We start from the raw sequence: 20,293 nt of genomic DNA on the forward strand, positions 1-20,293 counted from the left end.
ACCGGGACGCCACGATCGACTCGACCTAGGACTCACCGATGAACCGTCGTATGCTCGCCGCGCTCGTGGCCCTGGTGCTGGCCGCCGCGGGTGGCGGACTCGTCATCACCTACGCCAAGAACGCCGACCGTCGCGCCGTCGCCGGCGCGACCCCCGTCAGCGTCTGGGTCGCCCAGAAGCTCGTGCCCGCCGGCACGACCCTCAAGGACGCCGAGACGACCGGCCTCATCACCCGCACCCAGGTGCCGGCCCAGGCCGCTCCCGTCGGCTCGCTCGGCGACATCGCCTCGGGCAACGAGGGCCTCCTCGCCCTCTCCGACGTGCAGCCGGGCGAGTACGTGCTCGCGGCCCGCTTCGGCTCGACACCCACGGGCGAGAAGGCCATCGAGGTGCCGGCCGGCCGGCTCGCCATCTCCGTGCAGCTCGAGGACCCCGCCCGCGTGGGCACCTTCGTCACGCCGGGCTCGCACATCGCCATCTTCTCGACGTACAAGATCAAGGCGCTCGGCGACGACGCCCGCTCGAAGAAGATCAACGACAACGACGTCAAGGGCACGCGCGTGCTCATGCCGGACGTCCTCGTCATCGGCATGGGCAGCACGGCACTGGCCGCGCCCAAGCCCGCCGACGGCGAGACCGCCGCCGCGGCGGAGACACCGAGCTTCCTCGTCACCGTGGCGGTGACCCCGAAGGAGGCCGTCCGGCTCGTCCACAGCATCAACAACTACACGCTGTATGCCGGCCTGCGCGGCAACGACGTCACGATCGACGCCACCACCGAGGCCGACGACCTCAACATCTTCACCGGGAGCGCGTCATGACCATCCTCTGGGACACCGACCCGGCCGCCGTGGAGAAGTACCGCTACGCCCTCGGCGCCGACCTGGAGCTGATCCAGACCGGCCCCCGCGTCTCACGGGCGCTGGAGGAGAACCGCGCCCACGCGCTGGTCGTCATCGGTCCTGACATCGACCTCGAATCCGCTTGTGAGCTGGCCGATCTCGAGCGCATCTCGCGTCCCGAGGTCGGCGTGGTGCTCCTGCGCCACCGGCTCGAGGTGACGGCCCTCGCCCAGGCGCTGCGCAGCGGCATCCGCGAGGTCGTGCAGGCCGACGACAGCCCCGCCCTGGCCGACGCCGTGCGTCGCAGCCTCGCCCTGACCGCCCAGCTGCACGGCCACCAGGCCGGCCCGGGCACCCGTGACGCCAAGGTCGTCACGGTCTTCTCGGCCAAGGGTGGCGTCGGCAAGACGACCCTGTCGACCAACGTCGCCGCCTACCTGGCCAGCACCGGGGCGCGCACCCTCATCGTCGACCTCGACCTGATGTTCGGTGACGTCGCGATCAGCCTCCAGCTGATGCCGACCAGCTCGATCCGCGAGCTCGTCGCCATGAGCGGGCACCTCGACGCGCAGGGCCTGGCCTCCGCCGTCACGGTCCACGAGGCGACCGGGCTGCACGCGCTGACGGCGCCGGACGACCCGGGCGAGGCCGAGCGCGTGCCGGCCGCCCTCGTCGCGGAGATCGTGCGCGTGGCGAAGCCGGAGTACGACTACGTCGTCATCGACACGCCCCCGTCGTTCACGGAGCACGTGCTGACGGCCTTCGACGCGAGCGACCTGACGCTGCTCATCGCCACCCTCGACATCCCGGCCATCAAGAACCTCCGTGTCGCGATCAACACGCTCGACACGTTGGGCACCGCACCCGACGCGCGCAGCATCGTGCTCAACCGGTCGGACGCCAAGGTCGGCCTCAGCTCCGACGACGTGGAGCACGCCCTGGGCGCCCCCATCGCGGTGAGCATCCCGAACAACATCGCCGTCCCCGCGGCGACGAACCGGGGTGTCGCCATCGTCCTGTCCGACCCGCGCTCACCCGTCGCGGTCGCGATGCGCGAGCTCGTCGACACCGAGATCCGCCAGCTCTCCGGCGAGCAGCTGCGCAACGGTGCCAAGCGCAACTTCGGCCTGCTGAGGGGGCGGCGATGAGCAACCTCGCCGAGCGTCTCGACCGCGCGCGCCACGTCACCGTGCCGCCGCCGGCGGGCACCGTCGACGCCCGTGGCGTCGAGGTGCGCATCCGTCCGGTCGACCCCTACGCCGAGGTGCGCGAGCGCGTGCACCAGGCCCTCGTCGACTCCCTCGGCCCGCGCCTCTACGACCCGCACCTGACGGCGGGCGAGCTCGCCACGCAGGTGCGCGCGACGCTGCAGGCCGTCATCGACTCCGAGCAGACGCCGCTGTCGCAGTCGGACCGCACGCGCATCGCCCAGGACGTGTCGGACGACATCCTCGGCCACGGACCCCTCGAGCCCTACCTGCGCGACCCCGAGGTCAGCGAGATCATGGTCAACGGGCCGGGCAGCATCTACATCGAGCGGGGCGGCAAGCTCTTCCCGGTCGACGCCTCGTTCACGAGCGATGCCCACCTGCGCCGCACGATCGACAAGATCGTGGCGCGCATCGGCCGCCGCGTCGACGAGTCGAGCCCCATGGTCGACGCGCGACTGCCCGACGGGTCGCGCGTCAACGCGGTCGTGCCGCCGATCGCCCTCGACGGCTCGCTCCTGACGATCCGCAAGTTCTCGGCCGACCCGTTCACCGACGCCGACCTCATCGCGTTCGGCACCCTGAGCGTCACGGCGCGCGACTTCCTCTCCGCCTGCGTGCGAGGCCGGCGCAACGTCGTCATCTCGGGCGGCACCGGCTCGGGCAAGACGACGACGCTCAACGTGCTCAGCTCGTTCATCCCCGCCGACGAGCGCATCGTCACCATCGAGGACGCGGCCGAGCTGCAGCTGCGGCAGGAGCACGTGCTGCGCCTCGAGGCCCGACCGGCGAACATCGAGGGCACCGGCGCCGTGCCGATCCGCGAGCTCGTCAAGAACTGCCTCCGCATGCGTCCCGACCGCATCATCGTCGGCGAGATCCGTGACGGCGCAGCGCTCGACATGCTCCAGGCGATGAACACCGGTCACGACGGCTCGATCACGACCCTGCACGCGAACAGCTCGCGCGACAGCCTGGCCCGCCTCGAGACGATGGTCCTCATGGCCGGCGTCGAGCTGCCGGTGCGGGCGATCCGCGAGCAGGTGTCGGGCGCCGTCGACCTCATCGTCCAGCAGTCGCGCCTCAAGGACGGCTCTCGCCGCGTCGTGGCGATCACCGAGGTGCTCGGCATGGAGTCGGACGTCATCACACTGCAGGACATCTTCGTCTTCGACTACTCGGCGGGGCGCGACGAGAAGGGCCGCTTCCTCGGCCAGCTCGTGCCGACCGGCATCCGGCCGAAGTTCGCCGAGGACCTCGCCGACCACGGGGTCGAGCTGCCGCCCGCCCTCTTCGCCCGGCAGGGCGGCTTCTGATGTATGCCGGGTCGCCGGGTGCGGGCGTCGACGTGACCGCCGCCGACGCGGCCGCCGCCTCGTCGAACCAGCCGGTGCTCATCTGGGTGGCGGCCGGACTCATCGCGCTCTCGGTGCTCGCCTTCTCGGTCGTCCTGTCGCCGAGCCTGCAGACGCGCCGCGAGCGCCGCCTGGCCTCGATCGACGACTACGTCGCCGGCACCGTGCCGACGGCGAGGCGTGACGTGCGGCCGCAGACGACGGCCCTGACCGAGCAGCTCATCGGCTTCGGCGAGCGGCAGATGCAGGGCAAGGAGTCGACGAAGAGCACGATGGCGCTCATCACCCGCGCCGACCTGCCCTTCCGGGCGGGCGAGTGGTACGTCCTGCGGGCCCTCGCCGGACTCGTCGGCCTCGTGCTCGTCGCGTTCCTGCTGCGCGAGAGCGACCCCGTCGTCGTGCTCGTCGGCGCCACCGTCGGTGCGGTCGTCGGCGTCCTCCTTCCGGCGCTCGTGCTGAAGTTCCTGGCCGGCCGCCGGGCGAACGCCTTCGAGAGCGTGCTGCCCGACGTGCTCATGCTCGTCTCGACGAGCCTGCGGAGCGGCTTCGGTCTCGCCCAGGCGCTCGACGCGGTGGCACGCGACGCGGCCGAGCCGGCGGCGAAGGAGTTCTCACGCGCGCTGGCGGAGGCCCGCATCGGCACCGACATCTCGGATGCGTTGGACCACCTGGCCACCCGCATGAACAGCACCTCGATGCGGTGGGCCGTCATGGCCATCCGCATCCAGCGGGAGGTCGGCGGCAACCTCGCCGACACGCTGCACACGACGGCGTCGACGCTCAAGGAGCGCGAGTCGATCCGGCGGCAGGTGCGCGCGCTCTCCGCGGAGGGCCGGCTGTCGGCATACATCCTCGTGGCGATGCCGATCGGCATCTTCCTCTTCATGATGTACGCGAACTACGAGTACATCAGCCAGCTCTGGCTCAACCCGATCGGCATCCTCATGCTCATCGCGGGCGCGGTGATGATGGTCGTCGGCATCCTCTGGATGCGCCAAGTCGTCAAGATCGAGGTGTGACGTGCTCGTCTACATCGGTGCGGGCCTCGTCGCCCTCGGCCTCGCCGTCGGCGTCGCCGCCCTCGCCTCGGGCTCGTCGGGACCCACCGGCGTCGCGAAGTCGCTCTCGCTCATCGAGGGCGTCGTCGGAGACCGCAGCGCCGTCAAGTCCGAGCTCGGCAGCCGGGACCGTCTCCTGCTGCCGCTCATGGCCCGGATGCAGGGCCTCGCGTCGGCGCTCTCGCCGGCGGGAACGGGTGACCGCCTGGCCCGGATGCTCGACCGGGCGGGCAACCCCTCCCCGTGGACCCCGGAGAGCATCCTCGGCACCAAGGGGAGCGCGCTCATCGTCGGCATCCTCCTCGGCCTGCTCTACGGCGGGCTGTCGCTGACCGGCGTCCTCCTCGCGCTCGTGGCCGGCGCCCTGCTCTTCTTCCTGCCCGACCTGCTGCTGCACAACCTCGCGCTCAAGCGCCAGGAGGAGACGAGCAAGGGCCTGGCCGAGGCGCTCGACATGCTGAGCGTCTGCGTGCAGGCCGGCCAGGGCTTCGACGCCGCCCTCATGCAGGTGGCCCGCAACGTCGACGGCCCGATATCGGGGGAGTTCGCCCGCGTGCTCTCCGAGATCCAGATCGGCAAGTCGCGCGGCGAGGCCTTCGTCGGCATGGGCGAGCGCGTGGCGCTGCCCGAGGTCAAGAACTTCACGAGTGCCCTGACGCAGGCCGACCGCCTCGGCCTGCCGATCGGCACGGTGCTGCGCGAGCAGACCGCGACGATGCGGCTCGTTCGCCGGCAGAAGGCCGACGAGAAGGCCCAGAAGGTCACCGTCAAGATCATGATCCCGCTGCTGCTCTGCCTCTTCCCGGCCCTCTTCATCGTCATCATCGGCCCGGGCGCGCTCAGCATGATGAAGGCGTTCGCCGGGATGTGAGCGCGGGCCCCTTGCGGGCTTCTTGTGGTGTTCCTTCGCTTTCGACCGTTTTGTCTTGCAGGGTGTTCGGCACACTCGGGCGGGCGGACGCCGGCACCCGGCCTCCGCGCCGATGGTGCTCGTGCAGCCGCGCGCGCCGCACGGGCCACGAGCCACCCCGCCGAGGAGCACGCATGCGCACGTCCACCGTCTCGAGACGGCACACCACGACGAAGACCTCGGGCAAGGTGCTGGCCTCGGTCGCCCTGGTCGCGGCGGCCGCCGGTGTCGCGGGGCTCGGCACGTACGGCTCGTTCACGTCGACGACCTCCGCGAGCGCGTCGGTGAGCGCCGGGAACGTGAAGATCGACCTCAGTGCCCCCGGGTTCGGTGTCGTCGGAGCCGACAACCGCCTGTCGGTGACCGTGGACGGACTCGTGCCCGGCGACACCTACGAGGGTCCGGTCACGGTGACCAACTCCGGCACCGAGGACCTCGGGTCGCTCACCCTGACGACGGTCGCGACGACCTCGAGCCGCCTCGACACCGATCTCACGGACGGCCTGCAGCTGAGCCTCGACTCCTGCTCGCAGGCCTGGACGCCGGTGGCCGTGGGCAAGGGCTATGCGTGGAACTGCCCCGGCACGACGCAGACGGTGCTCGCGTCCCGACCCGTCATCGGGGCGAACCTCGCGCTCGCGAACATGACCGCCCTGACGCACGGCAGGAGCGACAACCTCCGGGCCCGCTTCACCTTCCCCCGGTCGGCCGACAACCGTTTCCAGGGCCAGAAGAGCGTCATCGCCTTCGACGTCACCGGCACGCAGCGCGGCGCCACGAGCCGCTGACGTCCCGGCGCGACGAGCGCGCCCACCAGCCGCAGCCCCGGCCACGACGGATGCCCGTCGTGCCGGGGCTTCGTCGTGGGAGGGGCGTGCGCCGCGCTGCGGGCTTGCATCGATCTTGTGGGATTGCTTGGTGTTTGCCCGGTTTTGTCTTGCATTCGACCCGGCAGAGTTCTCGTCATCGGCCCACGCCGACCACGACTTCTCGCAGGACCTCCCAGGACCTCGCGCGACATCCGCCAGCAGCCACCGAAGCAGGAGCACCCCATGCGCACCACGACCCGCAAGCCCGCCCGCACGAACACCTCCGGCAAGGTGCTGGCCTCGGTCGCGCTCGTCGCCGCCGCCGCCGGCGTCGCCGGCCTGGGCACCTACGGCTCGTTCACCTCGACCACCTCCGCCAGCGCCACCACCACCGCCGGCACCGTCAAGGTCGAGCTCGGCGCCCCCGGCGCGACCAACCGCCTCTCCGTCGCCGCCACCGGCCTCGTGCCCGGCGACACCATCCAGCGCGCCGTCACCATCTCCAACACCGGCAACCAGGACCTCGGCTCGCTCAGCCTGACCACCAGCGCCTCGCCCTCGAGCAAGCTCGACACCGACACCACCAACGGCCTGCAGCTGGTCGTGGAGTCCTGCTCCAAGGCCTGGACCGAGGCCGGCACCTCCCCGGCGTTCACCTACACCTGCGGCGGCACGACCAAGACGGTCCTGGCCACCCGCCCCGTCATCGGCACCAACCTCGCCCTGAGCAACCTCGCCTCGGTCGCCAGCGGCCAGAGCGACAACCTGCGCGTCAAGCTCACCTTCCCCGACGCCGCCGACAACACCTTCCAGGGCCAGTCCAGCGTCATCGGCCTCGACTTCACCGGCACCCAGCGCGCCGCCACCAACCGCTGACCCGACCCACCCGACGCCCACCCGACGCCCAGCTGAAACCGAAGGACGCACCGCCGATGACCGCCACCACCTTCGCCCCGCGCCTCGAGGCCGTCATCGGCGCGAGCGCGCACCACGGGGCAGGGCTCGACGTCGACGCCGACCTCGGCGTCGGGGCCGCAGCGGGTGTGAGCGCGCTGCGTCGCGCGGCACAGGTGGCGGCCACCGGGCTGGCCGTCGTCGCGGCAGCCGTCTTCCTCCTGCTGGCCATCGGCCCGCACGTCCTCGGCTACCGCACCGCCACGATGCTCACCGGCTCGATGTCGCCCGGGATCAACCCGGGCGACGTCGTGGTGACCGTACCGCGAGCGGCTGCGGACGTGCAGGTGGGCGACGTCATCACCTACGCGATCCCCGTCGAGGACCACCGCGTCGAGACGCACCGGATCGTGCGCGTCACCACCGACGCCGCCGGCCGGCGCGCCATCGTCACGAAGGGCGACGCCAACTCCGACGTCGACCCCTGGGTCGCGACCCTCGACCAGGACACCGTCTGGGAGGTGGCGACGGTGGTGCCACACGTGGGGAACGCCATCCGTGCCGTTCGCAGCGGCCTCGGTCAGGGGTGGGTGCTGTGGGGTGCACTCGGCGGTTTCGTCCTGCTCACGCTGCGCAGCATCTGGAGCGCCTCCGGCGCCGACGACCTCGAGGACCGCGAGGAGGCCGAGGGCGACGGGGACGTGCAGGACGGTGACGTCGCGCAGTCCGACGGGAGGTCCCACGAGCAGCTCGACGACGAGCCGGTCTCCCTGCGCGGCTCCCTCCTGGGCGCCCCCCGCTACGCCGGGCGTCATCGGGCCTAACCGGACGCTCCTGGCTGCAGAGGTCGCGACCCCCTTGCCGGGGAGGTCGCGACCTCTTCGTCGTCCCGCACCAGACCCGAGGACTTGCACGTTTCTTGTGGGATTGCTTGGTGTTTGCCCGGTTTTGTCTTGCATTCGGCCCGGCAGAGTTCTCGTCATCGGCCCACGCCGACCACGACTTCTCGCAGGACCTCCCAGGACCTCGCGCGACATCCGCCAGCAGCCACCGAAGCAGGAGCACCCCATGCGCACCACGACCCGCAAGCCCGCCCGCACGAACACCTCCGGCAAGGTGCTGGCCTCGGTCGCGCTCGTCGCCGCCGCCGCCGGCGTCGCCGGCCTGGGCACCTACGGCTCGTTCACCTCGACCACCTCCGCCAGCGCCACCACCACCGCCGGCACCGTCAAGGTCGAGCTCGGCGCCCCCGGCGCCACCAACCGCCTCTCCGTCGCCGCCACCGGCCTCGTGCCCGGCGACACCATCCAGCGCGCCGTCACCATCTCCAACACCGGCAACCAGGACCTCGGCTCGCTCAGCCTGACCACCAGCGCCTCGCCCTCGAGCAAGCTCGACACCGACACCACCAACGGCCTGCAGCTGGTCGTCGAGTCCTGCTCCAAGGCCTGGACCGAGGCCGGCACCTCCCCGGCGTTCACCTACACCTGCGGCGGCACGACCAAGACGGTCCTGGCCACCCGCCCCGTCATCGGCACCAACCTCGCCCTGAGCAACCTCGCCTCGGTCGCCAGCGGCCAGAGCGACAACCTGCGCGTCAAGCTCACCTTCCCCGACGCCGCCGACAACACCTTCCAGGGCCAGTCCAGCGTCATCGGCCTCGACTTCACCGGCACCCAGCGCGCCGCCACCAACCGCTGACCCGACCCACCCGACGCCCACCCGACGCCCAGCTGAAACCGGCGGGCGTCCACGCCGAACCGAGGAGCACCGATGCGCACCGCCACCGCCACGACGCCGCAGCTCGACCAGCCGGTCGCCCGCCGTGACGTCGTGGGCGGTCGGGCGCGGCGCAACCCGGCAGCGCGGGTGCTGCGGTTCGGGTGGCTGCTCGTCACCCGCCTGCTGCTCGTCGTGGCCGGTCTGTCGTTCCTCGTCGTCGCGCTGGGCCCGCACCTGCTCGGCTACCGCACCGCCACGATGCTCACCGGCTCGATGTCGCCCGGGATCAACCCGGGCGACGTCATCGTCAGCACCCCGAAGCCGGCCGCGGACGTCAAGGTCGGTGACGTCATCAGCTACCACATCCCGGTCGAGGACCACCGCGTCGAGACGCACCGCATCGTGCGCGTCACGACCGACGCCGCCGGCCGGCTCGCCATCGTCACCAAGGGCGACGCCAACGCCAAGGCCGACCCCTGGGTCGCGACCCTCGAGGGTGACACGGTGTGGCAGACGCGGGCCGTCATCCCGCACGCCGGCACGGTGATCCGGGCCCTGCGCGAGCCCTTCGTGCAGACCTACGTCTTCTGGGGTGCGCTCGCGCTGCTGCTCGTCGTCGCACTGCGTCGCATCTGGTCGCCCGTCCCGGTCCTCGACGACGAGGCGCTCGAGGAGCTCGTCGAGGAGCTGGGCAGCGCGGACGCGGCCCACGCCTTCGCCCGCACCTACACCGAGCTCATCGGGGCGCGCGTCGAGCGCATCGAGCACGCCGTGCTGCGCGACGACGTCCAGGCCGCCGTCGAGGCGGGGCTGAGCCTCGAGGTGACCTCGACCACCGTCGGTGCCGCACGGGTCGCCGCCCGGACGCACGCCGTGACCGAGGCCATGGAGGCCGGCCGCCCGCGTCGCGCCCGCCGGGCCCTGCGGGCGCTACGGCGCGCGACGGCCCCCACGGCACAGGCGCTGCGGCACGCTGCGTGCGACGGGCCCGCCGGACCCGCCGAAGCGATGCGGGTCGCGGACGGCCGCACCGTGGCTGCCGCGCACCGACGGGTGGGGGTGTGACCATGCGGTCCACCCGACGTGTCGTCGCGGCCGTGGTGCTCGTCCTCGTCGCCTACGGGGCGCCGTCGGCGGCGTGGGCAGCCTTCGGTGCCAAAGCATCCGGCAGTCTGCGCGTCTCCACGCTCACGCTCAGGGCGAGTGCCGACGCCTACGGCACCTTCACCTGCCCGTCGAACGCCAACAACGCCCCGCTGCCGCGCGGCGGCGTCAGCCTGACCGGGTGGGAGCCCGTCGCGGGAGCCGACTCCTACACCCTGGTCCTCGACCCGCCGCCCAACGCCAGCAACGTCGTGCGCACCGTCACCAGCCCGTCGCGCCTGACCATGACGCCGACCACGACCCCGAAGTCGGGGACGTGGAAGATGTCGATCGTCGCCAACGCGGGCACGTGGACCGGGGCGGAGTGGTCGCAGACCTTCACCTGCTGAGTCGGCCGCGCACGGCCGCCCGAGAGCACTCATGGCCCGACCCTGCGAAACGGGTCGGGCCATGAGGTCGTGCGGGCTCGGCCCCGAGGAACCGAGCCGTGGTGCGTTCGGAGGCGGGTCAGGCGCTGGCGCCGACCGGGGCGTCGACGCGCGCGGCGAGGTCGCGGAGCAGGCCGTCGAGCTCCACCCGGCGCTCGTCGGTGATCTCGATCTGACCCTCGGGGCTCACGTCCTGGGTGAAGACGAGCCCGACGTCGCCGACGACGTCGGCCTTGACGTGGCCGAGCACCTTGGTGAGGTCGGCCGTCGCGTCGGAGGCGCCCGTCCAGCCGTAGCCGACGAGCGCAACCGGCTTCGCGTCCCACTCGGCGAACAGGTAGTCGATGGCGTTCTTGATCGGCGCGGGGAAGCTCCGGTTGTACTGCGGCGTCACGACGACGATGGCGTCGGAGCCGAAGACCTGCGACGCCCACTCCTTGGTGTGCGGCTTGGCGTAGTTGCCGTTGCGCGGCATGTCCTCCTCGTCGAAGAACGGCAGGGACGACAGGTCGAGCAGCTCGACCTCCCACTCCTCGGTGGAGGCCTGCTCGGCCACCCACTGGGCGACCTTGGGCCCGATGCGGCCGGGACGGGTGCTGGAGACGACGATTCGAAGTTGCTTCACGATTCAACCAACTATCACGAGTCCCGGGTCATTCCCCGACCCGTCGTGCTCGTGGTGTGGCCGGTCTCACACGGCCCGGCCACCGCGCCTCTCGCCCGGTGGGACGCGGCCGGATGCGGTGTGCACCCTCGAGCGGACGGGGGCACACCGCATCCGGCCGGGGTGTCAGGCGCGCGGGTCCAGGACCTCGCTGTCGCAGGGGGAGCGGTCGAACGAGCCGAGGTAGTGGCCCTGGACGAGCCAGGAGTCGTCGAGGTCGCCCAGCTCGACGCGGGCGTCGCCACCGACGGCCTGGCCCTGCCGAACGACGCCCTTCTCCGGCGCCTCCTCGGGCCACACCGTGACGAGCACGGTTCCGTCGCAACCACTTCCGTCGTCGACGGCCTCGATGCGGCCGAAGGCGAGGCCGCCGTCGCGGCCGAAGCGCACCCAGCGGGTCGCGCGGGCGGAGCGCACGAGCACGTGCGCGCCCCCGGTGACGAAGCCCTCGCAGGTCTCGTGGTCGTCCGCGATGCCCGTCAGGCGAACACTGTTGGGCTCCTTGTAGATCCGGTCGCGGCGCTCGCGCGTCTGCGTGCCCCACGTGGGGTCGCCGACGAGCGACTCCGTGAGGAACATGACGTCGCGCTCCTCACCGGCCTGGAGGTGCACCCACGCGTGCTCGACGTAGGTGCGGGCGAAGTCGCTCGTCTGACGCACCTGGACGCGGCAGTCGGCCGCCCGGGGCAGGGGGTTGGTGACCTTGACGAAGCCGATCTCGCGGGTCGAGGGCGAGGCGCTCACCGAGATGAGCTGCGTGTGGTTGGACTGGGCCTCGTTGTTGTCCCGGGTGATCTCGCGGATCGTCGGGTCGACCGGGTCGTGGTACTCGGCGATGCGCGCGACGACGCAGTAGTGCGGCTGGACGTGGAGGAACGGCACGGCCGAGAGGGGCGGTGGCACCCACGCGACACTCGAGTGGAACTCCACGGTGGCGCCCGTGGGCACGTCGTGGGTGTCGCTGCCGAGGGCCGTCTCTGCGCCGCCGCCGAGGGTGAAGTCCTTGACGAAGAAGTCGACCCGCACGGTGCGCGCGTTGAGCAGTCCCGGGTTGCGCACCGTGGCGACGATCCGGTTGTCGTGGCCCTCCCAGGGGATGTCGGTGAACCGGCTGTCGGCGAGGTTGCGGGCGTTGGTCACGCGCAGGTCCGGGCTCTTCCAGTTCGTGCTCGGCGCCCACGGCCTGATCTGCGGGTCGGGCTTGGAGTCGCCGTACTGGATGCGGATCCGGGCCGAGTCGGCGTCGGTGCTCACCACCGACATGCGGAAGTCGTTGGGGTAGCCGGGATCCGAGGTGTCCTGCTCCCGGTAGTCGTCACCCGCCTGGAACTCGCCGGCGTCGTTGTCCGCGTCGTTCTTGATGCGCAGGATGTTGCGCCGGTCGGCAGGCTCGGCGCCGGAGCGGCAGTCGACCCCGACCACGGTGCGGTCGGCGGGCACGTCCTGGTCGCTCGTGGTGGTGGGCAGCTCGCGGCGGTACTCGAAGTAGTAGTTGAGCCCGTCGGCGATGCGGATCTCGGCCGCCGAGAAGCGGCCCGGGGGCGGGGGCCCGAGGTCCGACGCGTGCAGCACGACCTCCTCGTCGACCGGTCCGAGCGTCGCGAAGCTGAGGTTGCGCACGTGCGGGGCGTCGACCCAGCCGAGCTGCATCTTCTCCACCACGGTCGTCTGCGGGAACTGCTCCTCCCACGACATGAGCGACCAGCTCGCGCCGGCGGACGTCGAGCCGGCGAGGTCACGGTCCTTGGCCCACTGGGGGTGGCTCGAGCGGGCGTACTCGTCGGGCAGGCCGAGGTTGTGCCCGAGCTCGTGCGAGGCGGTCTCGCCGCGCACCCGTCCGCTGGAGTCACGGGCCTCCCAGTCGTCCGGCATGGCGAACATCTGGATCGTCCGGTTGATCGGCACCGTCACCTCGATCGATCCGAACGGCACCGGGACCGTGAAGGTCTGGCGGGCGACCTCGAACGCGAGCTGGTAGCCGCCCGGACGCGTCGCGCTCGGCCACACGAAGCGACCCGGGCTCGCGCCCGCGGCGGGCACGGAGCGCACGACGAGGATGATCGAGTCGACGCTCAGCAGGTCGAGCACGGGCGGGTCGCCGGCGGCTGCGGCCGCGTCGTTCCGGGTGCGCAGGTCGGCGATCGCGGCTCGTGCGAAAGCCTCCCAGCCGTCGGTCTTGCCGGTCGTGGCGTTGACGGAGGTCGCGTACGAGCCCCAGCCGTTCGCCAGCCGCAGGGGGCCGACGACGCCGGCGTCCGCGAGGTCGAGGCGGCCCTCCGACACGTCACGCCAGTAGGCACGGGTCGACTCGACGACGCCGCCGCGCGTGACGCCGTCGAAGACCTCGTCGCGCCACTCGGTGCGCAGCGCGCCCTGGTCGGTCGCCGACAGCGCTGCGGTGTCGGTCGTCTCGAGGATGACGACCCCGACGTTCTTCGTCCCGAGGGCCGGGGTGACGCCGAGGTTCTGCGGCTGGAAGGGGTCGCCACCACCCCAGGCCGGGTCGGGGGCGTCGACCCCGACCGCCCCGACGTGGCTCACGGGCGGGCCGTCGACGCCGTCCCAGACGTCCGTGATCTCGAAGGGCTCGGCGGCGAGCTCGTCGCCCGTCGCGGCGTCGTGCGCCACGAGCGTGTAGGAGCCGACCACGGCACTCGCCGAGAGCACGACCGATGGCCGGTGCGCGAAGGTCGCGTCCCGCGACTGCGACACGAGCCCGCCCTCGGGCGGCTCGACGCGGAAGACGAGGTCGTCGAGGCCGAGGCCGCCGGTGAGCGCGATGCCGACCCGCGCCCACCCGGAGAGGTAGAGCGGCTCCGCCGGCACCTCGAGCTGCACGCTCGGCGCCGGGGGCAGGTCGACGAGGGTGAGCGCGTCGCCGGTGCCCGCGACGAGGGCTCCCCCTCCGCCCGGGCCGGGGGTGGCCGACAGGTCGATCGACCAGACGCGGGGCAGGCCGTCCTCGAGCACCGTCGGCGGGTCGGCCGGCCGGCGCACGTCGACGAGCAGGATCCGCCCCGCGGCGTCGGCGACGGCGAGCTGCCCGCCCGCGACAGCGGCCCAGGTGACGCCGCGCGCCGTGCCGAGGCCGCCGACCACGTCGCCCGCCGCCCCCGTGCCGAGGTCGTATGCGGTGAGCTCGGCACCCGCGCCGCCGCGCAGCACCCAGGCGGCGGGGTCGCCCATCCGGCGGGCGATCGCGGTCGCCCTGCCGAGCCCGGTGGCGAGCACCTGCACGGTGCCGGTGCCGGTTCCGGTGACGGGGACACGGCACAGCGTGCCGCCCTTTCGAGTCGTCACGACGAGCAGGGACGCCGTCGCCACGTCGACGGCCAGACCGCGGGCGCCCTTGAGGGCGTGCAGGTTCCGCACCGCCGGGGTGGACCCGAACAGCACCTCCCACACGCCGGAGGATGCGCAGGCCGCGAGGACGCCGTTGCCGGTGGGGTGTGCGGCGAGGCCGCTCACGACCCCGCCGACCGAGGTCGACTCGATCGCCGCTCCGGCGTCGTCGTAGCGGGTGAGCAGCCCCGGGCCCGAGGCGACGACGAACGTCCCGTCGGGCAGGCCGCAGACCGCGGTCCCTCCGGTGATGCCGGTGGCGAGCTTGGTCACGGTCATGGTGCACCCACTTCGATCAAGGGGCCGCTCCCGCTTCTCGGGGTGGCTCGTCTCGAAGAGGTCCGAGCGACCGCCGGTGATACCGCTACGGGTTCCAGAGCGTCTGGTGCCGCTGGGCCCACCACGCCGCGGCCGCAGCGCGACTGCGCTGCCCTGAGCCCTCGTAGACCGACCCCAGGTGCTTGCGCACGGTCCGCTCGCTGATGCCGAGCCGACGCGCGATGCGGCGGTTCGTCCACCCGGCCGCCGCGAGGGTGAGCACCTCTGCCTCGCGGGCCGTCGGCCGGTAGTCCCCGCAGAGCGTCAGCAGCGGCGCGGCCCTCGCCGCGGGCGGTGAGTCACCCGGGCCGGCGGGCAGGCGTCCACCCCGCAGCAGCGCGGTGGTCTCGTCGAGGGCCGACCGGAAGGCGAGAGCCGCCACGAGCGGGCGCTGCACCTGCTCGAGGAGCCGCACGTCGTCGTCGTCGAAGTCGCGGCGCGACCGGTGCAGGCCGACGAAGAGCAGCCCGTCGGCGGAGCCGTGCAACAGGGCTGCGAGGGGGTAGCGGCCGTCGGCGTGACCGTGCATGCGCTCGTAGACCTCGGTGCACCAGAAGTCGGGCAGGTGCACGAGGTCGCTCAACCGCGTCGGGCGGGCCGTGGACAGGTGGAGCAGACCGGGGTGACGGCCCGCGACCTCGAGGGCGCGGCGACCCATCTCCTCGGTGAGCGGGGGAGCGCCGCTCACCCTCACCGACACCTCGCTCCGCTGGTCCCGCCGTACGAGTCGGGCGAGGCCGATCCCGGCATCGGCTCGGAGCACGTCGACGACGGCGGGCAGGAGCGGCTCGAGGGGCTCGGCGCGGGAGGCCGCGACGGCGAGGTCACGGGCGACCGACGCCGCTGCCTCCAACCGCCGTGCTGCCACGACCGCTCCTTCACCGGCGGGCGGAGCGCCCGCCGTCCCCTGCCGACGGATGGGTCGGTGCGGCTGCGTCAAGGTGGCGCAAGAGGCACTCGACCGTCGTGCGTTGCCCTCCCAGAATGGCACGGACGGCAGCGGTGGTGGGCGGTCGCGCCGGGCGACGGTGGTCCGTCGGCCGGCGCGACCGGTTCACGGGACAGCGGAGGATCGGACATGCACCGGAGGACGGGACGACTCGTGGCCACGGCCCTGCTCATCGCCTCGGGGGGTGGTGCGGCCCCGGCGCTGGCGGTGGGTGACGGCGGCGCCCCGGCATCGGGACCGCACCCCCACGGCGAGCCGGCGCGGGGGTCGCTGACGACCCACGAGTCCGGTTGCGTCGAGGTGGCGGTTCCACGAGCCGTGACGGCCGCCGGGGCACGAGCGCTCGTGCCCGCCCGCTACGTCCCGTCGGTCACGACGGTCCCGCTCGAGGCGTCGCGCTTCCAGATGTGGGACTACGTCTGCGACGACATCTCGGTCGACCGGCGCCACGGCGGGAACAGCGGGGACGACGGCGACCGGCGCGGTCACGGCGACCGGCGCGGTCACGACGACCGGCGCGACCGGCGTACGCAGGTCTCGATCGGTGCGGTGGCTCTCGCCTCTCGGGACGGTCAGGCCGTCGACGGTGCCTTCTACGTCACGTCCATCGCGACGGACGACGCCGGGCTCGCCGCCCGGTGGCGCGGCCTCGGGCTGCCCGCCCGTTTCGTCCCGGCGCTCGCGGCGACGGTGTCCGACCTCGCCGGGTCGCCCGTCACCGCCTCCCTCTCGGTGCCGCGGCCGGACGAGCACACCGTCTCGTCGGTGGCGCAGGCGGCGCCCACGGAGGTGCCGGCGGCGGGCGGACCGGTGCTCTACCACGAGGGCCGCGGCGGCGAGACGGTGCTGCGCTACGACAACGAGAGCCTCGGCTCCGTGCCGGCCGCCGTCACCGCGGACTACCGGGCGCACCGGACGGTGGCCCCGATCGTCGTGCTGCCGCGGCTCGTGCAGATCCTCGGCGTCACGTTCCCCGAGGGTCTGACGACCGGGAGCTGGTCGGCGACGGTGACCCGGAGCCGCTGACGCGCCCGGCAGGCGGCACGACCTGCCGACCCGGGGTGGGGTCGAGCTCGCCGCGCGTCGACGTCAGTCGCGCCCTCGCGTGTCGCGCGGTCCCCGCGAGGGCCCGCCCGCGCCGCGACCACGGTCCTCGGTCAGCTCGATGAGCTGACCGGAGATGCGGGTCGTCCGCAGCTTGTCCCACGTGCCCGGTGGCAGGGTCGCGGGGAGCTCGACGAGCGAGTGGTCGGTGCGGATGTCGATGTGGCCGAAGTCCGACCGGCCGAGGCCGCCCTCGTTGGCGAGGGCGCCGACGATCTGGCGCGGCTCGACCCGGTGGCGGCGCCCGACGGCGATCCGGTAGGTGGCCATCGGGCCGGACGAGCCACGGCGGGGCCCACGGTCGCCACGGTCGCCGCGGTCGTTGCGGTCACCACGGCCCGCGCGCGAGCCGTGGTCGTCGCGTCGGTCGTCGCGACGGTCACGGGAGCCGCGGTCGTCGAACGTCCGTGCGGGGCGGGCGGGCTCGGGGTCGAGCAGCATCGGCTCGTCACCCTGGAGCACGACCGCCAGGGCCGCTGCGACGTCGGCCTCGGGCACGTTGTGCTCGCTCACGTAGTGCGCGATGACGTCGCGGAAGAAGTCGACCTTGTCGGTGGAGAGGGCCTCGGTGATGGCGTCGTCGAAGCGCGTCAGGCGGGTGGCGTTGATGTCCTCGACGCTCGGCATGCTCATCGGCACGAGCGACTGGCGCGTCGCCTTCTCGATGGCCTTGAGCAGGTGGCGTTCGCGGGGCGTGACGAACGAGATCGCGTCGCCGCTCCGGCCCGCTCGGCCGGTACGCCCGATGCGGTGGACGTAGGACTCGGTGTCGGTCGGGATGTCGTAGTTGACGACGTGGCTGATCCGGTCGACGTCGAGGCCTCGGGCGGCCACGTCGGTAGCGACGAGGATGTCGAGCTTGCCGGACTTCAGCTGGTCGACCGTGCGCTCGCGCTGGTTCTGGGCGATGTCGCCGTTGATCGCCATGGCCGAGAAGCCACGGGCGCGCAGCTTCTCCGCCAGCGTCTCCGTCTCGTTCTTCGTGCGGACGAAGACGATCATGCCCTCGAAGTTCTCGACCTCGAGGATGCGGGTCAGGGCATCGACCTTCTGCGGGTAGCTGACGGTGAGGTAGCGCTGCGTGATGTTCGGGGCCGTCGAGGTCGTCGACTTCACGGTGATCTCGACGGGGTCGTGGAGGTACTTCTTCGAGATGCGGCGGATCTGGGAGGGCATCGTCGCCGAGAAGAGGGCGACGTGCTTGTCGTCCGGGGTGTCCGCCAGGATCGTCTCGACGTCCTCGGCGAAGCCCATCTTGAGCATCTCGTCGGCCTCGTCGAGCACGAGGAAGCGCAGCTCGCTGAGGTCGAGGGTGCCCTTCTCGAGGTGGTCCATGATGCGGCCCGGGGTGCCGACGACGATGTGCACGCCGCGGCGCAGGGCGCTCAGCTGGACGCCGTAGGCCTGCCCGCCGTAGACGGGGAGCACGTGGACGCCCTTGAGGTGGGCGGCGTACCGCTCGAACGCCTCGCAGACCTGCAGGGCGAGCTCCCGGGTGGGTGCGAGCACGAGCGCCTGCGGCTTCTTCTGCCGCAGGTCGAGCCGGCTGAGGATGGGCAGCGCGAAGGCCGCCGTCTTGCCGGTGCCGGTCTGGGCGAGGCCGACGACGTGACGACCGTCGAGCAGGGCGGGGATCGTCGCGGCCTGGATCGGGGACGGGTGCTCGTAGCCGACGTCGCGCAGGGCCTTGAGCACCTTGTCGTCGAGCCCGAGGTCGGCGAAGCTCGTGCGGTCGGGTGCCGGGTCGTCGCTGCCCGGGGCGGCGGGGGTGGTGTCGCTGGTGCTGCTGTCGTTGCTCACCCTGAAGACGCTAGTGCCTCGGGCGCCGGGGTGAATACGGCACGGACGTGGGGGCCGCGGGATCAGGTGGCGCGCTGCTGCCCGGCCGCGCGCTCGAGGGCGTCCACGCGCGCCTCGACCAGCGCGAGGCGCGCATCGACGCTCGTATCCGGGCGGGCGTGGAGGTCGGGCTCCGGGCGGAGGGCGGCCTCGAGGGCCGTGAGGTGGCTCGACGTGCGGTCGTGGGTCGTCGCCGGGGCGAGGGCCCGCCGCACGAGCGTGCGGGCGAGGGTCGACGGACCGATGCCGAGCTCGACGGCCCGTGACGAGAGCGCCGCGAACTCCTCCTCCGTCAGCCGCACGGAGAGGACCTTGGTGCGGTCGGCGGCGCCGGTGCCGGGTGGCTGCTGCTGGCTCACGATTACTCCTGCGTATGACGAAGTCATGCATTGTCGGTGGTCGACCCTATCGTGGTCTGCATGAGCACCGCACTGCACACCGAGGCCGAGCGCCCGGTCGCCGTGCTGGACGAGATGGTGTGCACGGTCCGGTCGCTGGCCCGCGGCTGCCCGACCTGGGCGCTGTCGGAGGGCGAGGTCTCCGCCCTCGTCGGGCGCGCCCAGGAGCTGCGCGAGCTGTGCCAGACCCTCACGGCCGTGCTGGCCAGCGAGGCGCACTCCCGCGGGCTGGGCGCGGACGACGGGTTGTCACGCGCCGACTGGCTGCGGGGGCAGGCCGACGGGCTCGGCGCCACGCGCTTCGACGGGGCCGCGGCTGCCGCCGTGGCCAGGGTGGGGGCGGCCCTGCGCGACAGCCGCTGGGAGCGCCTGGCCGAGCGGGTGGTGGAGGGAGAGGTGGGCGTGGGGGCGGCCGCGGCGATCCTGCGGTTCCACGACGACGTGGCGCCGGTCGCCGACCCCGCGCACCTCGCCGGCATCGTCGACGCGATGGTCGAGGCCGCCGACGTCCTCACCGCGCGTGAGCTCGCCCGCCTCGTCGCCCACGCGCGAGCCACGGTCAAGCCTCCAGCCGAGCGCGACGCGGAGGAGGCCGGGCTGCGCGCCGGGCGTTCGCTGAGCCGGGGGCGCACGACCGCGGCCGGGTTCACCGACTACCGGATGCGCCTGGACCCCGAGGGGGCGGCGATCGTCGAGGCGGCCATCGACCCGCTGTCCCGCCCCCGGCCGGACCTGTCGCCCGACGGTGTCGACAGCCGGTCGGCGGGCACCCGCCGGGCCGACGCCCTGATCGAGATCATCGGCCGAGGCGTGGCGGCGCCCGAGGGCGTGACCCGGTCGCCGCGCGCCACGCTCGTCGTGACGATGACCCTCGAGGCCCTCACGGACGCGCTCCGCGGCGTCGGGGTGCTCGACACCGGCGGCGTGGTGACACCGTCGACGGTCCGGAGGCTGGCGTGCGAGGCCGGCATCGTGCCCATGGTGCTCGGATCCCCGTCCGAGGTGCTCGACCTCGGCTACACCAGACGGCTGTTCGGTCCGGCCCAGCGCCGGGCCCTCGCCGCGCGCGACCAGGGCTGCAGCTTCCCGGGCTGCACGGTGCCCCCGGCGTGGTGCGAGGCGCACCACGTCGTGCACTGGCTGCACGGCGGGCGCACCGACGTCGGCAACGGGGCGCTGCTGTGCGGCCGCCACCACACCGTCGTGCACCGACGCCAGCTCACGGCCACGGTCACGGCGACGGGTGTCACCTGGCACCTCTAGCTGCCGCGCCCCGGTTCCCGACCCCTCCGTCGATGCGAGGGCGGGAGCAGGCGGCGTGCCGCCGCGATGCCGGCAGGACCGGAGCC

At 72.8% G+C, this 20,293-nt stretch carries 18 protein-coding genes; 13 read left to right on the forward strand and 5 right to left on the reverse strand.

Features of this window, described 5'->3' with window-relative positions:
* The first annotated feature begins 38 nt into the window (after nt 1-38).
* From cpaB to ABD979_RS14170, 11 genes are all read left to right on the forward strand, one after another.
* On the forward strand, nt 39-821 hold the full coding sequence (gene cpaB / locus ABD979_RS14120) for a Flp pilus assembly protein CpaB (protein WP_345508124.1): 783 nt from the start codon (nt 39-41) through the stop codon (nt 819-821).
* Nucleotides 818-1,990, forward strand: a complete 1,173-nt coding sequence (locus ABD979_RS14125; protein ID WP_345508125.1) for a CpaE/TadZ family protein — start codon at nt 818-820, stop codon at nt 1,988-1,990. The genes cpaB and ABD979_RS14125 overlap by 4 nt, the downstream gene beginning before the upstream one ends.
* Nucleotides 1,987-3,366, forward strand: a complete 1,380-nt coding sequence (locus tag ABD979_RS14130) for a TadA family conjugal transfer-associated ATPase (RefSeq protein WP_345508126.1) — start codon at nt 1,987-1,989, stop codon at nt 3,364-3,366. The genes ABD979_RS14125 and ABD979_RS14130 overlap by 4 nt, the downstream gene beginning before the upstream one ends.
* A complete protein-coding gene (locus ABD979_RS14135; RefSeq protein WP_345508127.1) occupies nt 3,366-4,424 on the forward strand; it encodes a type II secretion system F family protein in 1,059 nt (352 codons plus the stop codon). Before ABD979_RS14130 ends, ABD979_RS14135 begins: the two co-directional genes overlap by 1 nt.
* A gap of 1 nt (nt 4,425) precedes the next feature.
* Entirely contained in the window at nt 4,426-5,334 is a 909-nt protein-coding gene (locus ABD979_RS14140) for a type II secretion system F family protein (RefSeq protein WP_345508128.1), read from the forward strand.
* 173 nt (nt 5,335-5,507) lie between these two features.
* Nucleotides 5,508-6,161 (forward strand): TasA family protein, encoded by a 654-nt coding sequence (locus ABD979_RS14145; protein WP_345508129.1) that lies wholly within the window; start codon nt 5,508-5,510, stop codon nt 6,159-6,161.
* A gap of 264 nt (nt 6,162-6,425) precedes the next feature.
* Nucleotides 6,426-7,058, forward strand: a complete 633-nt coding sequence (locus ABD979_RS14150; protein ID WP_345508130.1) for a TasA family protein — start codon at nt 6,426-6,428, stop codon at nt 7,056-7,058.
* 56 nt (nt 7,059-7,114) lie between these two features.
* Nucleotides 7,115-7,900 (forward strand): signal peptidase I, encoded by a 786-nt coding sequence (locus ABD979_RS14155; protein WP_345508131.1) that lies wholly within the window; start codon nt 7,115-7,117, stop codon nt 7,898-7,900.
* 244 nt (nt 7,901-8,144) lie between these two features.
* The gene (locus ABD979_RS14160; protein WP_345508130.1) at nt 8,145-8,777 is read left to right on the forward strand and encodes a TasA family protein; all 633 of its coding nucleotides are present in this window, start codon (nt 8,145-8,147) and stop codon (nt 8,775-8,777) included.
* 72 nt (nt 8,778-8,849) lie between these two features.
* The gene (locus ABD979_RS14165; RefSeq protein ID WP_345508132.1) at nt 8,850-9,863 is read left to right on the forward strand and encodes a signal peptidase I; all 1,014 of its coding nucleotides are present in this window, start codon (nt 8,850-8,852) and stop codon (nt 9,861-9,863) included.
* 2 nt (nt 9,864-9,865) lie between these two features.
* Entirely contained in the window at nt 9,866-10,291 is a 426-nt protein-coding gene (locus tag ABD979_RS14170) for a hypothetical protein (protein ID WP_345508133.1), read from the forward strand.
* Between the two features lie 118 nt (nt 10,292-10,409).
* On the opposite strand, the gene ABD979_RS14175 is transcribed toward ABD979_RS14170, so the two are convergent.
* From ABD979_RS14175 to ABD979_RS14185, 3 genes are all read right to left on the reverse strand, one after another.
* On the reverse strand, nt 10,410-10,955 hold the full coding sequence (locus tag ABD979_RS14175) for an NADPH-dependent FMN reductase (protein ID WP_345508134.1): 546 nt from the start codon (nt 10,953-10,955) through the stop codon (nt 10,410-10,412).
* Between the two features lie 165 nt (nt 10,956-11,120).
* Nucleotides 11,121-14,615 (reverse strand): hypothetical protein, encoded by a 3,495-nt coding sequence (locus tag ABD979_RS14180; RefSeq protein WP_345508135.1) that lies wholly within the window; start codon nt 14,613-14,615, stop codon nt 11,121-11,123.
* An 85-nt stretch (nt 14,616-14,700) separates the two neighbouring features.
* A complete protein-coding gene (locus ABD979_RS14185; RefSeq protein WP_345508136.1) occupies nt 14,701-15,522 on the reverse strand; it encodes a helix-turn-helix transcriptional regulator in 822 nt (273 codons plus the stop codon).
* A gap of 210 nt (nt 15,523-15,732) precedes the next feature.
* Here ABD979_RS14185 and ABD979_RS14190 point away from each other — a divergent pair, with 210 nt between their 5' ends.
* Nucleotides 15,733-16,629 (forward strand): hypothetical protein, encoded by an 897-nt coding sequence (locus tag ABD979_RS14190; protein WP_345508137.1) that lies wholly within the window; start codon nt 15,733-15,735, stop codon nt 16,627-16,629.
* 63 nt (nt 16,630-16,692) lie between these two features.
* Here the strand turns inward: ABD979_RS14190 and ABD979_RS14195 are convergent, their stop codons facing one another.
* Together ABD979_RS14195 and ABD979_RS14200 are read right to left on the reverse strand one after the other, a co-directional pair.
* The gene (locus tag ABD979_RS14195; protein ID WP_345508138.1) at nt 16,693-18,507 is read right to left on the reverse strand and encodes a DEAD/DEAH box helicase; all 1,815 of its coding nucleotides are present in this window, start codon (nt 18,505-18,507) and stop codon (nt 16,693-16,695) included.
* Nucleotides 18,508-18,569: 62 nt separating this feature from the next.
* A complete protein-coding gene (locus ABD979_RS14200) occupies nt 18,570-18,905 on the reverse strand; it encodes a hypothetical protein (protein WP_345508139.1) in 336 nt (111 codons plus the stop codon).
* Between the two features lie 60 nt (nt 18,906-18,965).
* On the opposite strand from ABD979_RS14200, the gene ABD979_RS14205 reads away from it, so the two are divergent.
* On the forward strand, nt 18,966-20,207 hold the full coding sequence (locus ABD979_RS14205; RefSeq protein ID WP_345508140.1) for an HNH endonuclease signature motif containing protein: 1,242 nt from the start codon (nt 18,966-18,968) through the stop codon (nt 20,205-20,207).
* Nucleotides 20,208-20,293: the final 86 nt, after the last annotated feature.

The organism is Terrabacter aeriphilus, assembly GCF_039542985.1.
In the GTDB taxonomy this organism is placed as follows: Bacteria; Actinomycetota; Actinomycetes; order Actinomycetales; family Dermatophilaceae; genus Terrabacter; species Terrabacter aeriphilus.